Below are 16,524 nucleotides of genomic sequence, written 5' to 3' on the forward strand. Positions count from 1 at the left end.
CTCGGCGTCGAGTTCATGCACATCACCAACGCCGCGCAGAAGGGCTGGATCCAGGAGCGCATCGAGGGTCCGGACAAGGAAATCAGTTTCACCCGCGAGGGCCGGCGCGCCATCCTGATGAAGCTGGTCGAGGCCGACGGCTTCGAGAAATTCTGCGATCTCAAATTCACCGGCACCAAACGGTTCGGATTGGACGGCGCGGAATCGCTGATTCCGGCGCTCGAACAGATCATCAAGCGCGGCGGCAATCTCGGCGTGAAGGAAATCGTGGTCGGCATGCCGCATCGCGGCCGCCTCAACGTGCTGACCCAGGTGATGGGCAAGCCGCACCGCGCGCTGTTCCATGAGTTCAAGGGCGGCTCCGCCAATCCCGACGAGGTCGAAGGCTCCGGCGACGTCAAATATCATCTCGGCGCCTCCTCCGACCGCGAGTTCGACGGCAACAAGATCCATCTGTCGCTGACCGCCAACCCGTCGCATCTCGAAATCGTCGATCCCGTGGTGCTGGGCAAGGTGCGCGCCAAGCAGGACCAGAACGGCGATCCGCCGGATGCGCGCATATCGGTACTGCCGCTGTTGATGCATGGCGACGCCGCCTTCGCCGGCCAGGGCGTGGTCGCGGAATGTTTTGCGCTCTCCGACCTGAAGGGCTACCGCACCGGCGGTTCGATCCACTTCATCGTCAACAACCAGATCGGCTTCACCACCTATCCGCGCTATTCGCGCTCGTCGCCCTACCCGTCCGACGTGGCGAAGATGATCGATGCGCCGATCTTCCATGTGAATGGCGATGATCCGGAAGCGGTGGTGTTCGCCGCCAAGATCGCGATCGAATACCGCCAGAAATTCCACAAGCCCGTCGTCATCGACATGTTCTGCTACCGCCGCCACGGCCACAATGAAGGCGACGAGCCGGCGTTCACCCAGCCGGTGATGTACAAGAACATCGCGACACATCCCTCCACGCTGGAGCTTTACTCGAAGCGCCTGGTGGCTGACGGCGTCATGACCGAAGGCGAAATCGACAAGGCCAAGGCCGACTGGCGCGCGCGGCTCGACGCCGAGCTGGAAGCCGGCGCCGGCTACAAGCCGAACAAGGCCGACTGGCTCGACGGCAAGTGGGCGGGCTTCAAATCCGCCGACCAGGAAGAGGATCCGCGCCGCGGCGTCACCGGCGTCGATGTCAAGAAGCTGCGCGAGATCGGCGCCAAGATCACCAAGGTACCCGACGGATTCCGCGTCCATAAAACCGTGCAACGCTTCCTCGATCTCCGCGCCAAGGCGATCGACACCGGCAACGGAATCGACTGGGCCACCGGCGAAGCCCTGGCGTTCTGTACGCTGATGGAAGATGGCCACCGCGTCCGGCTGTCCGGTCAGGATTCGGAACGCGGCACGTTCTCGCAGCGCCATTCGGTGCTGTTCGACCAGGAAGACGAAAGCCGCTACACGCCGTTCAACCACATCGGCGCCAAGCAGGGCCATTACGAGGTCATCAACTCGCTGCTGTCGGAAGTCGCCGTGCTCGGCTTCGACTACGGCTACTCGCTGGCCGAGCCCAACGCGCTGACCGTTTGGGAAGCGCAGTTCGGCGACTTCGCCAATGGCGCGCAGGTCTTGTTCGACCAGTTCATCTCGTCGGGTGAGCGCAAATGGCTGCGCATGTCGGGCCTGGTCTGCATGTTGCCGCATGGCTATGAGGGCCAGGGTCCGGAGCATTCCTCCGCCCGCCTCGAGCGCTTCCTGCAGATGTCGGCGGAAGACAACATGCAGGTGGTCTACACCACCACGCCGGCGAACTTCTTCCACGTGCTGCGCCGCCAGCTCAAGCGCGAGATCCGCAAGCCGCTGATCCTGATGACGCCAAAGTCGCTACTGCGCCACAAGCGCGCGGTCTCGAAGCTCGACGAACTCGGCGACGGAACCACCTTCCACCGCATCCTGTTCGACGATGCCGAGAAGCTGTCGGATGAGAAGATTAAGCTCGTGCCCGACGCCAAGATCCGTCGCGTCGTGCTGTGTTCCGGCAAGGTCTATTACGACCTCTATGAGGAACGCGAGAAGCGCGGCGTTGACGACATCTATCTGCTGCGGATCGAGCAGCTATATCCGGTGCCGCTCAAGGCGCTGGTACAGGAGCTGACCCGCTTCAAGGGCGCCGAGATCGTCTGGTGCCAGGAAGAGCCGCGCAACATGGGTGCCTGGCACTTCATCGAGCCCTACCTCGAATGGGTGCTGAACCAGATCAACGCCACCCACAAGCGGCCGCGCTACGCCGGCCGCGCGGCATCGGCCGCCACCGCCACTGGCCTGATGTCCAAGCACATCGCCCAGCTCAAGGCGTTCCTCGACGACGCGCTGAGCTAACCCACCCATCATGGCGATGCCCCGCAGGCGCGGGGCATTTGCACACCCCATCACTTCAGGATTCAGGCGCGAATGGGCGAACGGCCCGCCACGTCGCAAGAGGAAAAAGACCAATGACTGAAATTCGCGTTCCCACGCTCGGCGAGTCCGTGACCGAAGCTACCATCGGCAAATGGTTCAAGAAGGCCGGTGACGCCGTCGCTGTCGACGAACCCCTGGTGGAACTCGAAACCGACAAGGTCACTATCGAAGTGCCGGCACCGTCCGCCGGCATCCTCGGCGAGATCGTCGCCAAGGACGGCGAGACCGTTTCGGTCGGCGCCCTGCTCGGCCAGATCACCGATGCCGCCGCCGGCGCCAAACCCGCTGCCGCACCGGCTGCCGCTCCTGCCAAAGCCGCCGCGCCTGCTCCAGCAGCCGCAGCCGCTGCCGCCCCTGCCCCAACACAGAAGAGCCCGCCGGCCGATGCGCCGCTGGCGCCGTCGGTGCGCAAGATTTCTGCCGAAAGCGGCGTCGATGCCGCCGGCGTTGCCGGCTCCGGCAAGGATGGCCGCGTCACCAAGGGCGACATGCTGGCCGCGATCGAGAAGGCGGCATCCGCGCCGACCCCGGTCAACCAGCCCGCCGCCGCCGTGCAGGTTCGCGCGGCATCGCCGACCGATGACGCCGCCCGCGAAGAGCGCGTCAAGATGACAAGGCTGCGCCAGACCATCGCGCGCCGCCTCAAGGACGTGCAGAACACCGCTGCGATGCTGACGACCTTCAACGAGGTCGACATGAGCCACATCATGGCGCTGCGCAGCCAGTACAAGGACGTGTTCGAGAAGAAGCACGGCGCCAAGCTCGGCTTCATGGGCTTCTTCACCAAGGCCTGCGTGCAGGCCCTGAAGGACATCCCGGCGGCGAATGCCGAGATCGACGGCACCGATTTGATCTACAAGAACTACTATCACGTCGGCGTCGCCGTCGGCACCGACAAGGGCCTCGTCGTCCCCGTGGTGCGCGACTGCGACCGCAAGTCGATTTCGGACATCGAGAAGAGCATTGCCGATTTCGGCAAGCGCGCCCGCGATGGCCAACTCAAGATCGACGAGATGCAGGGCGGCACCTTCACCATCACCAATGGCGGCATCTACGGTTCGCTGATGTCGACCCCGATCCTGAACGCGCCGCAATCCGCCATCCTCGGCATGCACAAGATCCAGGAGCGCCCCGTGGTGGTCGCCGGCAAGATCGAGATCCGCCCGATGATGTATCTGGCACTGTCCTACGATCACCGCGTCATCGACGGCAAGGAAGCCGTCACCTTCCTGGTCCGCGTCAAGGAAAGCCTGGAAGACCCGGCCCGGCTGGTGCTGGACCTCTGATCAACCAGACGCGTCATGGCCGGGGCTGTCCCGGCCATCCACGCGCTGCAATTGCGGGTTGGCGTGGAATCCCGCGACAGGCGCGGGCATGACTTGGGCAAACTGAAAATTCGGAGCAGCCTGCATGCGTGCTGACACCAACAGAGTCGTTATCATCACCGGCGGTAGCCGCGGTATTGGCCGCGCGACGGCACTGAAGGCCGCCGCGGCCGGCTTCAGGGTTGTCGTTGGCTATGCCAGCAACGAAGCCGCCGCCAACGAAGTCGTGGCCGGCATCGAAACCACCAATGGCAAGGCCATCGCGGTGAAATGCGATGTCGGCAACGAGGCCGACATCCTGGCGCTGTTCAAGGCCGCTGATGAATTCGGCCCGCTCGGCGCGCTGGTCAACAATGCCGGCATTGTCGGCCCTTCGCTTCGCGTCGACCAGATGTCCACCGACCGTATCGTCCGGATGATGGCGGTGAATGTCACCGGCAGCATCCTGTGCGCCCGCGAGGCGGTGAAGCGGATGTCGACGAAGCATGGCGGCACCGGTGGCGTGATCGTCAACCTGTCATCGGTCGCCGCCAAGCTCGGCGCGCCCAACACCTATGTTGATTACGCCGCCTCGAAGGGGGCGATTGATTCCTTCACCATCGGCCTCGGCCATGAAGTCGCCGCCGAAGGCATCCGCGTCGCCGGGATCCGGCCTGGCCTGATCGACACCGAGATCCACGCCTCAGGCGGCGAGCCCGACCGCGCCCAACGCCTCGCGCACAACGTGCCTATGAAGCGCGTTGGTACCGCCGACGAAATCGCCAATGCCATCGTCTGGCTGTTGTCGGACGAGGCCTCCTACGTCACCGCAACCATTATCGACGTGTCCGGCGGACGCTAGCGCCACGGCACTCCATACCATCTGAAAATACAGGAATTCATCATGGCCTCCTACGATCTCATCGTCATCGGCACCGGTCCCGGCGGCTATGTCTGCGCGATCCGCGCGGCACAGCTCGGCATGAAGGTCGCCGTGGTCGAGAAGAACGCAACGCTCGGCGGGACCTGCCTGAACATCGGCTGCATGCCGTCGAAGGCCTTGCTGCATGCCTCCGAGATGTTCGAGGAGGCCGGGCACGGTTTCGCGAAGATGGGCATCAAGGTGTCCGCCCCGACGCTCGACATCCCGCAGATGATGACATTCAAGCAGCAGGGCATCGACGGCAACGTCAAGGGCGTCGACTTCCTGATGAAGAAGAACAAGATCGACGTGGTGATGGGGCTGGGCAAGGTGCTCGGTACCGGCCGCGTCGAGGTCAAGGCCGCCGACGGCAAGACCCAGGTGCTCGAGACCAAAAACATCGTGATCGCCACCGGCTCGGATGTAACCCGCCTGAAGGGCATCGAGATCGACGAGAAGCGGATCGTGTCGTCGACCGGCGCGCTGTCTCTCGACAGGGTGCCGGAGAAGATGATCGTGGTCGGCGCCGGCGTGATCGGCCTCGAACTCGGTTCGGTGTGGCGCCGCCTCGGCGCCGAAGTCATCGTGGTGGAATTCCTCGACCGCATTCTGCCCGGCATGGATAGCGAGGTCGCCAAATCGTTCCAGCGCATCCTCGAGAAGCAGGGCTTTGCCTTCAAGCTCGGCGCCAAGGTCACCGGCATCGACTCCTCCGGCAAGCGGCTGAAGGCCCAGGTCGAACCCGCCGCCGGCGGTGCTGCGGAGACGATGGAAGCCGACATCGTCCTCGTAGCGGTCGGCCGCATCCCCTACACCGAAGGCCTCGGGCTCAAGGAAGCTGGCGTGGCGCTCGACGAGCGCGGCCGGATCAAGACTGACGCGCATTTCGCCAGCAACGTGCCAGGCATCTATGCCATCGGCGACGTGGTGGTCGGACCGATGCTGGCCCACAAGGCCGAGGACGAAGGCATTGCCTGCGCCGAGATCCTGGCCGGCCAGGCCGGTCACGTGAATTACGAGGTGATCCCGGGCGTCGTCTACACCAGTCCGGAAGTTGCTTCGGTCGGCAAGACCGAGGAAGAGCTGAAGCAGGCGGGCGTCGCCTACACGGTCGGCAAGTTTCCCTTCACCGCCAACGGGCGCGCCAAGGTCAACCAGAGCACCGATGGATTTGTCAAAATTCTCGCGGATGCGAAGACCGACCGCGTCCTCGGCGTCCATATCATCGGCCTTGAAGCCGGTGAGCTGATTCATGAGGCCTGCGTGCTGATGGAATTCGGCGGTTCGGCCGAGGATCTGGCGCGCACCTGCCACGCCCATCCGACCCGCTCCGAAGCGGTCAAGGAAGCCGCGTTTGCGGTCGCCAAGCGCGCTATCCATATGTAAAGCGCGCCCGGCACTCCGCCGGGCGGAGGTCCGTCGCCATCATGCGTCGCCTGTTGCAACCGCTCTGGATCCTGCTCGCCTTGATCTTTTTGATCGAGGCGTGGCTGTGGGATCATCTTGAGCCGATCGTCGCGCGCGTCGTGGCGATCATTCCGCTGCGCGCGTTCAAGGCCTGGCTGGCCACGCGCGTGGCGCAATTGTCGCCGATGCTGACGCTGCTGGTGTTCCTCGCACCGGCCGTTCTGCTGCTACCGCTAAAGTTCGTCGAGGTCTGGCTGCTCGCCAATCACTACTGGATCGGGGCGATCATCCTGATCGTGCTGACCAAATTCATCGGCGTCGGCGTCGCCGCCTTCATCTTCGACATCACCCGGTCGAAGCTGCTGCAGATGCGCTGGTTTCGCGCCATCTACGATTTTGTCCTCGATATCCGCCATCGCGCCAGCGAGCTGGTAGCACCGACGCTGGCGCGCATCCGGGCGCTGGCGGCGCGGTTTCGCACCGACTCCTCGTCGCGCTGGATGCGGATCGTCCAGCACCTGCGCCGCCGCGCCCATTCACCGCGATAGATTCAGAGGAGAGCAGCTTGGCTGAGCTGGCGCGTGTCCAAACACCGGTTCTCGATATCGCCTATGAGCAAAGCGGGCCGGAAGGCGGCCTGCCGGCGATCCTGCTGCACGGTTTTCCCTACGACATCCGCGGCTATGACGAGGCCGTAGCCCTGATCAATGCCGCCGGCTTCCGCACCATCGTGCCGTATCTGCGCGGCTATGGTTCGACGCAGTTCTTGTCCAGCGCCACGACCCGTTCGGGCCAGCAGGCGGCACTCGGCCAGGACCTGCTCGAATTGATGGATGCGTTGCGGATCAAGAAGGCCGTTCTTGCCGGCTACGACTGGGGTGGGCGGGCCGCTTGCGTCGTCTCGGCGCTGTGGCCGGAGCGGGTCCATGGGCTGGTGAGCTGCACCGGCTACAACATCCAGAACATTCCGAATTCCGGCAACCCCGCTGATCCCGAGCAGGAGGCGCGGATGTGGTACGTGTACTACTTCCACACCGAACGCGGTCGCAACGGCCTGACGCAAAACCGTGCCGCGCTGGCGAAACTGCTCTGGAAAATGTGGTCCCCCAACTGGACGTTCGACGACGCGACCTTCGCGCGCTCCGCGGCGGCGTTCGACAATGAGGATTTCGTGGAGGTGGTGATCCACTCCTACCGGCACCGTACCGGCAGCGTGCCCGGCGATCCCAATTACATCTTCCTGGAAACCCAGCTAGCCGCGCAACCGGCCATCGACGTGCCGACGATCGTGCTGCACGGCGCCGACGACAATGTAACGCCGGTCGGCGGCTCGGCCGATCACGGCCGGCATTTCACGGCGAGCTATACGCGCCGGCTGCTGCCCGGCATCGGCCACAATGCCCCGCAGGAAGATCCGCGCGCATTTGCGGAGGCGGTAATCGCGTTGTGCGGAAAGCGTTGACTGTCATTGCGGGGCGCGAATGCATCCGCCCTCGCGCCCCGCAACGACGGTTACATCAAATGCACGGCGTGCGGTGCGAACAGGCCGATCAGCGTGAAGCCGATACCGGCCACTGCGAGCAGGCCCGACACCCAGGCCAGTACGATCATGCCGGTGATGATGGTGGCCGACGCCAGCACGATGCCGATCTGGAACGCGGCGGAGGCGACCTCGAAGTGATGATACCGGGCCATCGCCAGATCGCGCTCTTCCTCGGCGTGCTTGGCGCGCGCCGCGAGCTGATCCTGGCCCTCGCCGGTCTCCGGCTCCGAACGGTAACGGTCGGCGGTCTTCTTCCATTCCTCGATCTGCTTGGTCAGCGCCACCTTGGCGGCGTCATCGCCCATCAGTCCGAGGCTGAGCCGGGCCTGGTCCGAAGTCGCCTGCACCACGGTGCGGCGGATGCTCTTGGCCTGAAAGAAGGCCCACAAATTCGAGGACTCGACGTTCTTGCTGATCGATTCGGTCTGCGCGCCCTTGCCGAAGGTTTCCGACAGCGCCAGGCACAGCGCAAGGATGGCAATCAGTAGCGCAATCTTCTTGTTCTCACCGGACGCATGCTCGGCATGCTCCGCGTGCTCCATGCTCTCATGCGCGCTCATAAACAAAGTCTCCCTGCTGACAATCCGTGAGCATTGGCCGAACGGATTGTTTCACGCAAGGATAATGTGGGCGTGACAGGCAGCCCCATCCCCGTCATTGCGAGGAGCGAAGCGACGCGCCAATCCAGAAGCCACACGCTCGGCAAGAACTGGATTGCCTCGTCGCAAGGGCTCCTCGCAATGACGGCTGAGAGGCCGGCGTCACGCCCTTGGATGCGCATTCTTGTAGACCTCGAACAATCGCTCGCTATCGATGCCCGTATAGATCTGCGTCGTCGACAGCGACGCGTGGCCGAGCAGTTCCTGGATCGCGCGCAGGTCACCGCCACGAGTCAGAAGATGGGTAGCAAAGGAGTGCCGCAGCGCATGCGGCGTGGCGCTGTCGGGCAGGCCGAGCGCGCCGCGCAGCCGCTCCATGGTGAGCTGGATGATGCGCGGGCTGAGCGGCCCGCCGCGGGCGCCGACAAACATCGGCCCTTCCGGCGGCAGCGGATGCGGACAGACCTGTGCGTAGTCGTCGATCAGCGCCAGCACATTCTGCAGCACCGGCACCATCCGGGTTTTGTTGCCTTTGCCGTTGACGATCAGCACGTCGCCCTTGCCGGGCGCCGGCACCTCGCGGCGCTTCAGCCCCAGCGCTTCGGAAATGCGCAGGCCGGAGCCGTATAACAGCGCCATGACCGCGGCGTCGCGCGACCAGATCCACGGATCGCGGTTTTCGCCCGCCCGTTCGTCGGCATCGGTGAGGCGTTTGGCGGAGACCATCGCGATCGGCTTCGGCAGGCTCTTGCCGATTTTCGGCGCGCGGATCGCGGACAACGCGCCGACATTGCCGTGGCCCTCGCGCTCAAGGAAGCGGCCGAACGAGCGCAGCCCGGCCAGCGCCCGCATCAGGGAGCGACCGCCAATATCATCGGCGCGGCGCGACGCCATGAAGGCGCGGACGTCGGTGGCCTCGAGTTTGGCGAAGCGCGGCAGCGACACCCGCGCGCGCCAATGCTCGGCGAGAAACATCAGGAACTGGCGGAGATCGCGCGAATAGGCTTCCAGCGTCTTCGGCGACAACCGCCGCTCGGCGCGCAGATGCGACAGCCAGCGCGTCATCTGCAGCGAGACATCCTCGGCCGCGCAGGGCAGATCGACCGGAACCGGAATCGATTTGACTGGAACGGTCTTGGCGGGAATCGACTTGGCCATCAGGTTGCCTTGCAAGGCGCAATGCGCGAACAGGCGGACATTATCACACCCGGCCGTTTAGCCTTCGTGAACCGCACTGGCCCCCGCCGCGGCGGGACCTTAAGTTAGGGCATTCCACGCACCAGAGCCCCGATTCCCGATGGACGATTCCGCTCCCAGACTGTTTCCGCGATCGGCGTCCGGCGTGGTCGACGTGCTGGTGCCGGTGGCGCTGAACCAGGCCTATTCCTACAAGGTGCCGCGCGGGCTCGATTTGCGGCCCGGCGACGTGGTCAGCGTGCCGCTTGGCGCCCGTGACGTGATCGGCGTGGTCTGGGCCGAGAACGCCAATCCCGATCCGCGGTTGCACAACCGGCTCAAGGAAGTCGGCCACAAACTCGACGTGCCGCCACTGAAGCAGGAACTGCGTACGCTGGTCGACTGGGTCGCCAATTACACGCTGTCGGCGCGCGGCATGGTGATGAAGATGACGCTTCGGATGGGCGAGCATCTCGGCCCCGAGCGGATCCGGCTAGGTGTACGGCTGGTCGGAGACGCGCCGAAGCGGATGACGCCGGCGCGGGCACGTTTGATCGAGCTGCTGTCCGATCGGCTACTGCATGGCAAATCCGAGGTCGCCAAACAGGCCGGCGTCAGCGCCGGCGTGATCGATGGGCTGATCGACGAGGGCACGCTGGCGGTGGAGCCGATGGCCGGCGCGCTTGAAGCACCGGCGCCGGATCCCTCCTTCTGCGAGCCGGATTTCTCGCCGGACCAGCGCGTCGCCGCCGACGCGATGCGGAGCTTCGCCGCCAAGGGTGATTTCCACGTTGCCTTGATCGATGGCGTCACCGGCTCCGGCAAGACCGAGGTCTATTTCGAGGCGCTGGCCGAGACCATCCGGCGCGGCGAACAGGCGCTGATCCTGATGCCGGAGATTGCACTGACCGGCCAGTTTCTCGACCGTTTCGCATTGCGATTCGGCGTGCGGCCACTGGAATGGCATTCCGAACTGACGCCGCGCACCCGTGCGCGCAACTGGGCGGCGCTCGCCGCCGGCGACGCGCAGGTGGTGGTCGGGGCGCGCTCGGCGCTGTTTCTGCCCTACGCCAGGCTCGGCCTGATCATCGTCGATGAAGAGCACGACCAAGCCTACAAACAGGACGAAGGCGTGCATTACCACGGCCGCGACATGGCGGTGGTGCGGGCCTCGATCGCGAAAATTCCGATCGTGCTGGCATCCGCCACGCCGTCGGTGGAGACCGAGGTCAATGCGCGCAAGGGGCGCTACCAGCGCATCGTGCTGCCGGCGCGGTTCGGTGGCCAGCACATGCCGCATATCGAGGCGATCGATCTGCGCCGCGAGGGCCCGATCCGCGGCCGCTTCATCGCGCCAAGGCTGGCCGAGGCGGTGCAGATCGCCATCGACCGCAAGGAACAGGCGCTGCTGTTTCTCAACCGCCGCGGCTATGCGCCGCTGACTTTATGCCGCGGCTGCGGCCATCGCTTCTCCTGCAACATCTGCGACGCCTGGCTGGTCGACCACCGGTTCCGGCAGCGGCTGGTCTGCCACCATTGCGGATTCTCCACGCCGCGCCCGCATCTCTGCCCGCATTGCGGCGCCGAGGAATCGCTGGCCGCGATCGGGCCCGGCGTCGAGCGATTACAGGAAGAAGCCGCAAAACTGTTTCCGGATGCCCGCACCATGGTGCTGTCGAGCGATCTTGTCACTTCGCTCGACGCGATGCGCGCCGAGCTGACCGAGATCGCCGAGGGCCGCGTCGACATCATCATCGGCACCCAGCTGGTCGCCAAGGGCCATAATTTTCCGCGGCTCAACCTGGTCGGCGTGATCGATGCGGATGTCGGCCTCGGCAATGGCGATCCGCGCGCCGCCGAGCGCACTTTCCAGATGCTGAACCAGGTGATCGGCCGCGCCGGTCGCGAGCAAGGTCGCGGCATCGGCTATCTGCAGACCCACCAGCCGGAACATCCGGTGATGAAGGCGCTGATCGCCGCCGACCGCGAGTCCTTCTACGCCACCGAGATCGAAGCGCGCGAACGCGCTGGCTATCCGCCGTTCGGCCGGCTCGCCAGCCTGATCATCTCCGCCGGCGACCGCCCCACCGCGGAGAGTTTTGCGCGAAAACTGGTGGCGGTGTCGCCGATCGACGAGCGCATCCACGTGCTTGGCCCGGCCGAGGCGCCGCTGGCGGTGATCAAGGGCCGCTACCGCTTTCGCATCCTGGTGAAGTCGGCGCGCAACGTCGATCTCTCGGGCTATCTGCGCGACTGGCTGGCGCATGCGCCGAAGACCACCGGCAATCTGAAGCTCCAGGTCGACGTCGACCCGCAGAGTTTCTTGTAGGGTCAAACAAAAAGCCTGCCGTCATTGCTGACGACAGGCTTTGTACTCAACGCATACGCTTACTGATCTGGTGGGATCAATCTGCGGACTACGTATGTCTTTTACATGACCTCGGCGACGACGCGGCCGACGCCGCGGCTGGTCAGGCCGATGGCGCTGGCGGCGCCCTTGGAAAGATCGAGCACGCGGCCGCGGATGAACGGACCGCGGTCATTGATGGTGACGACCACGCTGCGGTCGCCATGGGTGACGCGCAATTTGGTGCCGAATGGCAGCGAGCGATGGGCGGCCGTCATGGCGCCCTGGTTGAAGCGCTGGCCCGAGGCGGTGCGATTGCCGGCCTCGTTGCCATAGAATGACGCCATGCCGGAAAAGCTGCGGCCGCCGCTGCTCGGTACGAAGGTCCGGGCGGGAGCCTGGGCCTCGACCTGACCTGGGGTCTGGACGCCTGGCAGCTGGAACAGCGACGGAAGCGACGCGTTGGCATCCATCAGCGCCGGGTTAGCGGCATGGTGCCGGTGATGGCTGTGGTGGTGGTGCTTGTGGTGGTGATGGCGGGATTTCGCCGAAGCTTCGGAAACGCTGCCGCAGATCAGAAGGGTCGCAGCAATCATCACGATCGCCGAGCGCGGGCGGGCGACAGTGCCCAGCTTCAGTTTTTCAATTCGCATAAATCACAGTCCTCAGACAGTATTGCCACATCAATGACAAGTGGAACCCCCGTCCCATTTCGATGGCAAACCGTTGAAGGCGTAATGAGGCGTAAAATGGGCGAGATAATTGTTCCCTTCAAAGTTTAATCATCTTGGAAGCGGTAAAATAATAGCCTGTACGCCTTATTAAGGATTTATTAACTTATATCTATACTTTAAAATATGGATGAATATTGTCTAGTCAAGTGATTGTCATGCATGGCCAGCATTCGCCAAGTAACGCGCAGGTTGAATCATCTGGAGGGGCGCCGGCCACCGAAGGCGGCCCTGGTAACGGTCGGGGCTGAAAAAATATTGACTGGCGCAGTCAACCGATCCCGCTCACGCCCGATGGCCTTGCTGCCCGCCCCATGGTCACCTGGCTTGAATTCGGCGCGATCATGCTCGGGCGGGTCGGCGAAGCATGACGCCGTGCCAGCCGAGACCGCGATAGGTCTCGTAACCAAAGGAGAGCGTCGGACGCCACGGAGTGCCGAGGCGGCGACAAAGTCGAGGCCGCGACATTGCGATCGAGCGGTATTCCGCCGGACGGACGAACCGGCTCTCCGGCCGCTGGGACGGGCGCAGGTCCGGCCTGCGACATGGCATCGCCACATGCTTTCAGCGCGTTGCACCCGCGCGCGGGCTATGTTAGCAAAGCCGCGATTTGGACGGGACACAATGCCGTGTTGTGACCTGAGAATCGAAGTCCCGCTTGAATTCCAAGGACTTGGATAACCGGCACCAGTCTGGTCGCCAGTTTTTCCCTTGTGGATTTGACAGCCTGAAGAGCGCAGTAGTGGCAGCAGAACATCCATCGGTTTCGGGCGTGTCCGGTCGTTACGCGACAGCCTTGTTTGAGCTGGCGCGCGACGAAAAGTCGATTGACGCCGTGATGGCCGACCTCACCAAGTTCGAAGCCATGCTGGCTGGGAGCGCCGATCTGACACGGCTGGTGCGCAGCCCGATCTTCGGTGCCGAAGTACAGTCGAAGGCGCTGGCCGCGGTGCTCGATAACGCCAAGATCGTTGGCATCAGCGCCAAATTCCTCAAGCTGCTCACCGCCAATCGTCGGCTGTTCGCCGTCAGCGACGTGATCCGCGCCTTTCGCGCGCTGGTCGCCAAATTCAAGGGCGAAGCCACGGCCGACGTCACCGTCGCCGAAGCGCTCAGCGACAAGAATCTCGACGCCCTCAAGACCGCGCTGAAATCAGTGACGGGCAAGGATGTCGCGCTCAACGTGAAGATCGATCCGGCCATCATCGGCGGGCTTGTCGTCAAGCTCGGTAGCCGCATGGTGGACAGTTCGCTTCGCACCAAACTCAACTCGATTAAGCACGCGATGAAAGAGGCAGGCTGATGGACATCCGCGCCGCGGAAATTTCCGCGATCCTCAAGGATCAGATCAAGAATTTCGGCCAGGAAGCTGAAGTTTCCGAAGTTGGGCAGGTTCTGTCCGTTGGCGACGGCATTGCCCGCGTCTTCGGCCTCGACAACGTCCAGGCCGGTGAAATGGTCGAGTTCGAAAACGGCACCCGCGGCATGGCGCTGAATCTCGAGACCGACAATGTCGGCATCGTGATCTTCGGCGCCGACCGTGAGATCAAAGAAGGCCAGACCGTCAAGCGTACCCGCGCCATCGTGGATACGCCGGTCGGCAAGGGTCTGCTCGGCCGCGTCGTCGACGCGCTGGGCAACCCGATCGACGGCAAGGGGCCGATTCAGTTCACCGAACGCAAGCGCGTCGACGTCAAGGCGCCGGGCATCATCCCGCGCAAGTCGGTCAACGAGCCGATGGCGACCGGCCTCAAGGCGATCGACGCCCTGATCCCCGTCGGCCGTGGCCAGCGCGAATTGATCATCGGTGACCGTCAGACCGGCAAGACCGCGATCGCGCTCGACACCATTCTGAACCAGAAGACGCTCAACGTTGAAGGCGCTCCGGAAGGCCAGAAGCTGTATTGCGTCTATGTCGCGATCGGCCAGAAGCGTTCGACCGTCGCGCAGTTCGTGAAAGTGCTCGAAGAGCAGGGTGCGCTGGAATATTCCATCGTCATCGCCGCTACCGCGTCCGATCCGGCCCCGATGCAGTACATCGCGCCGTTCACCGGCTGCACCATGGGCGAGTACTTCCGCGACAACGGCATGCACGCCGTCATCATCTATGACGATTTGTCGAAGCAGGCCGTCGCCTATCGCCAGATGTCGCTGCTGCTGCGCCGTCCGCCGGGCCGCGAAGCCTATCCTGGCGACGTGTTCTATCTGCATTCGCGCCTGCTCGAGCGCGCCGCGAAGCTCAACGAGACCCAGGGCTCCGGTTCACTGACGGCGCTGCCGATCATCGAAACCCAGGCCAACGACGTCTCGGCCTACATCCCGACCAACGTGATCTCGATCACCGACGGTCAGATCTTCCTCGAGACCGACCTGTTCTTCCAGGGCATCCGCCCGGCGGTGAACGTCGGCCTGTCGGTGTCGCGCGTCGGATCCGCCGCGCAGACCAAGGCGATGAAGAAGGTCGCCGGCAAGATTAAGGGTGAGTTGGCGCAGTACCGCGAAATGGCGGCGTTCGCGCAGTTCGGCTCCGACCTCGATGCCTCGACGCAGCGTTTGCTGAACCGCGGCTCCCGCCTGACCGAACTCCTGAAGCAGCCGCAGTTCTCGCCGCTGAAGATGGAAGAGCAAGTCGCGGTGATCTATGCCGGCGTCAACGGCTATCTCGACAACCTGCCGGTCGCCAAGGTGCGTGGCTTTGAGGATGGTCTGTTGTCGCTGCTGCGCGGCAAGAACGTCGATATTCTCGAAGCGATCCGCGACAGCCGCGATCTCAAGGACGATATCGCCGCCAAGCTCAAGGCCGTCGTCGAGGGTTTTGCGAAGACCTACGCCGCTTAAACTTGCCGAAATGGCCGGCCCCGTGCCGGCCATCCACGTTTGATGCGCGGCACGAGGCTGAGCGTCATGAACGAGAGGATTGCGATCGGGCCGAGGGCTTGATCGCCGGGGTGGACTGAGAATGGCTTCACTTAAAGACATGCGTGTCCGCATCGCCTCCACCAAGGCGACGCAGAAGATCACCAAGGCCATGCAGATGGTCGCCGCCTCGAAACTGCGCCGCGCGCAGATCGCGGCCGAAGCCGCACGGCCTTACGCCGAACGGATGGACGCGGTCATCGCGTCGATCGCGGGTGCCGCGGCCGGATCCGGCACCGGCCCGGCGCTGCTCAGCGGCACCGGCAAGGACCAGGTTCACCTGCTGCTGGTCTGCACCGGCGAGCGTGGCCTGTCCGGCGCCTTCAACTCCTCGATCGTCCGCCTCGCCCGCGAACGCGCGCTGGCGCTGATGAACCAGGGCAAGGAAGTGAAATTCTTCTGCGTGGGTCGCAAGGGTTACGAGCAGCTTCGCCGCACCTTTGATCGCCAGATCGTCGAGCATCTCGAATTGCGCTCTATCCGTCAGCTCGGTTTCGTCAATGCCGAGGACATCGCGAAAAAGGTTCTCGCGCGCTTCGACAATGCCGAATTCGATGTCTGCACCCTGTTCTTCTCGCGCTTCAAGACGGTGATCGAACAGATCCCGACCGCGCAGCAGATCATCCCGCTGGTGGTGAAGGCGAACGCCGTCACCGAGGGCGCCGCGCCGACTTATGAATACGAGCCGGAAGAAGACGAAATTCTGACTGGCCTGCTGCCGCGCAATCTCGCGGTGCAGATTTTCCGCGCACTGCTCGAGAACACCGCTTCGTTCTATGGCGCGCAGATGAGTTCGATGGACAACGCCACGCGTAATGCCGGCGACATGATCCGCAAGCAGACGCTGATCTACAACCGTACCCGCCAGGCGGCGATTACCAAGGAGCTGATCGAGATCATCTCCGGCGCCGAGGCGATCTAGCCACAACATTCCGGCCGCGAGGCCGTCGTTTCAAGTTTTGGACTTCAAGGAGAAGTTTTCATGGCTACCCCCGCCAACCAGACCGGACGCATCACCCAGGTCATCGGCGCCGTCGTCGACGTGCAGTTCGAAGGCCATTTGCCCGCGATTCTGAGCGCCATCACCACCATGAACGGCAGCAACCGTCTGGTGCTTGAAGTCGCCCAGCA

13 protein-coding genes and 1 pseudogene are annotated in these 16,524 nt (G+C 63.8%); 11 read left to right on the forward strand and 3 right to left on the reverse strand.

Annotation, left to right across the window (positions count from 1 at the left end):
- The 6 genes from Q0S16_RS07680 to Q0S16_RS07705 all read left to right on the forward strand — a co-directional run.
- The coding region (locus tag Q0S16_RS07680) for a 2-oxoglutarate dehydrogenase E1 component (RefSeq protein ID WP_295846691.1) at window positions 1-2,367 on the forward strand (2,367 nt) is incomplete at its 5' end.
- Between the two features lie 113 nt (window positions 2,368-2,480).
- Window positions 2,481-3,734 carry a 2-oxoglutarate dehydrogenase complex dihydrolipoyllysine-residue succinyltransferase gene (gene odhB / locus Q0S16_RS07685; RefSeq protein WP_295846692.1) on the forward strand — a complete coding sequence of 418 codons (1,254 nt, stop codon included), beginning with the start codon at window positions 2,481-2,483 and terminating at the stop codon, window positions 3,732-3,734.
- 124 nt (window positions 3,735-3,858) lie between these two features.
- On the forward strand, window positions 3,859-4,614 hold the full coding sequence (locus Q0S16_RS07690) for an SDR family oxidoreductase (RefSeq protein ID WP_295846694.1): 756 nt from the start codon (window positions 3,859-3,861) through the stop codon (window positions 4,612-4,614).
- A 42-nt stretch (window positions 4,615-4,656) separates the two neighbouring features.
- On the forward strand, window positions 4,657-6,060 hold the full coding sequence (gene lpdA, locus Q0S16_RS07695; protein ID WP_295846697.1) for a dihydrolipoyl dehydrogenase: 1,404 nt from the start codon (window positions 4,657-4,659) through the stop codon (window positions 6,058-6,060).
- Window positions 6,061-6,098: 38 nt separating this feature from the next.
- Window positions 6,099-6,629, forward strand: coding sequence for a hypothetical protein (locus Q0S16_RS07700; protein WP_295846710.1), 531 nt, complete (start codon window positions 6,099-6,101; stop codon window positions 6,627-6,629).
- 26 nt (window positions 6,630-6,655) lie between these two features.
- A complete protein-coding gene (locus Q0S16_RS07705; RefSeq protein ID WP_295846712.1) occupies window positions 6,656-7,543 on the forward strand; it encodes an alpha/beta hydrolase in 888 nt (295 codons plus the stop codon).
- 50 nt (window positions 7,544-7,593) lie between these two features.
- On the opposite strand, the gene Q0S16_RS07710 is transcribed toward Q0S16_RS07705, so the two are convergent.
- Together Q0S16_RS07710 and Q0S16_RS07715 are read right to left on the reverse strand one after the other, a co-directional pair.
- Window positions 7,594-8,184, reverse strand: coding sequence for a DUF4337 domain-containing protein (locus Q0S16_RS07710; protein WP_295846698.1), 591 nt, complete (start codon window positions 8,182-8,184; stop codon window positions 7,594-7,596).
- A gap of 201 nt (window positions 8,185-8,385) precedes the next feature.
- Window positions 8,386-9,381 carry a tyrosine recombinase XerC gene (locus Q0S16_RS07715; RefSeq protein WP_295846699.1) on the reverse strand — a complete coding sequence of 332 codons (996 nt, stop codon included), beginning with the start codon at window positions 9,379-9,381 and terminating at the stop codon, window positions 8,386-8,388.
- A 139-nt stretch (window positions 9,382-9,520) separates the two neighbouring features.
- Between Q0S16_RS07715 and Q0S16_RS07720 the strand changes: the two genes are divergently transcribed.
- Entirely contained in the window at window positions 9,521-11,728 is a 2,208-nt protein-coding gene (locus Q0S16_RS07720) for a primosomal protein N' (protein ID WP_295846701.1), read from the forward strand.
- Between the two features lie 101 nt (window positions 11,729-11,829).
- Here the strand turns inward: Q0S16_RS07720 and Q0S16_RS07725 are convergent, their stop codons facing one another.
- Window positions 11,830-12,399, reverse strand: coding sequence for a septal ring lytic transglycosylase RlpA family protein (locus Q0S16_RS07725; RefSeq protein WP_295846703.1), 570 nt, complete (start codon window positions 12,397-12,399; stop codon window positions 11,830-11,832).
- 820 nt (window positions 12,400-13,219) lie between these two features.
- Here Q0S16_RS07725 and Q0S16_RS07730 point away from each other — a divergent pair.
- From Q0S16_RS07730 to Q0S16_RS07745, 4 genes and pseudogenes are all read left to right on the forward strand, one after another.
- On the forward strand, window positions 13,220-13,780 hold the full coding sequence (locus tag Q0S16_RS07730) for a F0F1 ATP synthase subunit delta (protein ID WP_295846705.1): 561 nt from the start codon (window positions 13,220-13,222) through the stop codon (window positions 13,778-13,780).
- A complete protein-coding gene (gene atpA / locus Q0S16_RS07735; protein ID WP_295846706.1) occupies window positions 13,780-15,315 on the forward strand; it encodes a F0F1 ATP synthase subunit alpha in 1,536 nt (511 codons plus the stop codon). Before Q0S16_RS07730 ends, atpA begins: the two co-directional genes overlap by 1 nt.
- Before the next feature lie 121 nt (window positions 15,316-15,436).
- Window positions 15,437-16,315 carry a F0F1 ATP synthase subunit gamma gene (locus tag Q0S16_RS07740; protein ID WP_295846708.1) on the forward strand — a complete coding sequence of 293 codons (879 nt, stop codon included), beginning with the start codon at window positions 15,437-15,439 and terminating at the stop codon, window positions 16,313-16,315.
- 60 nt (window positions 16,316-16,375) lie between these two features.
- Window positions 16,376-16,524, forward strand: a pseudogene (locus tag Q0S16_RS07745) (F0F1 ATP synthase subunit beta); the annotation flags it as partial.

The organism is Tardiphaga sp., from assembly GCF_025356345.1.
In the GTDB taxonomy this organism is placed as follows: domain Bacteria; phylum Pseudomonadota; class Alphaproteobacteria; order Rhizobiales; family Xanthobacteraceae; genus Tardiphaga.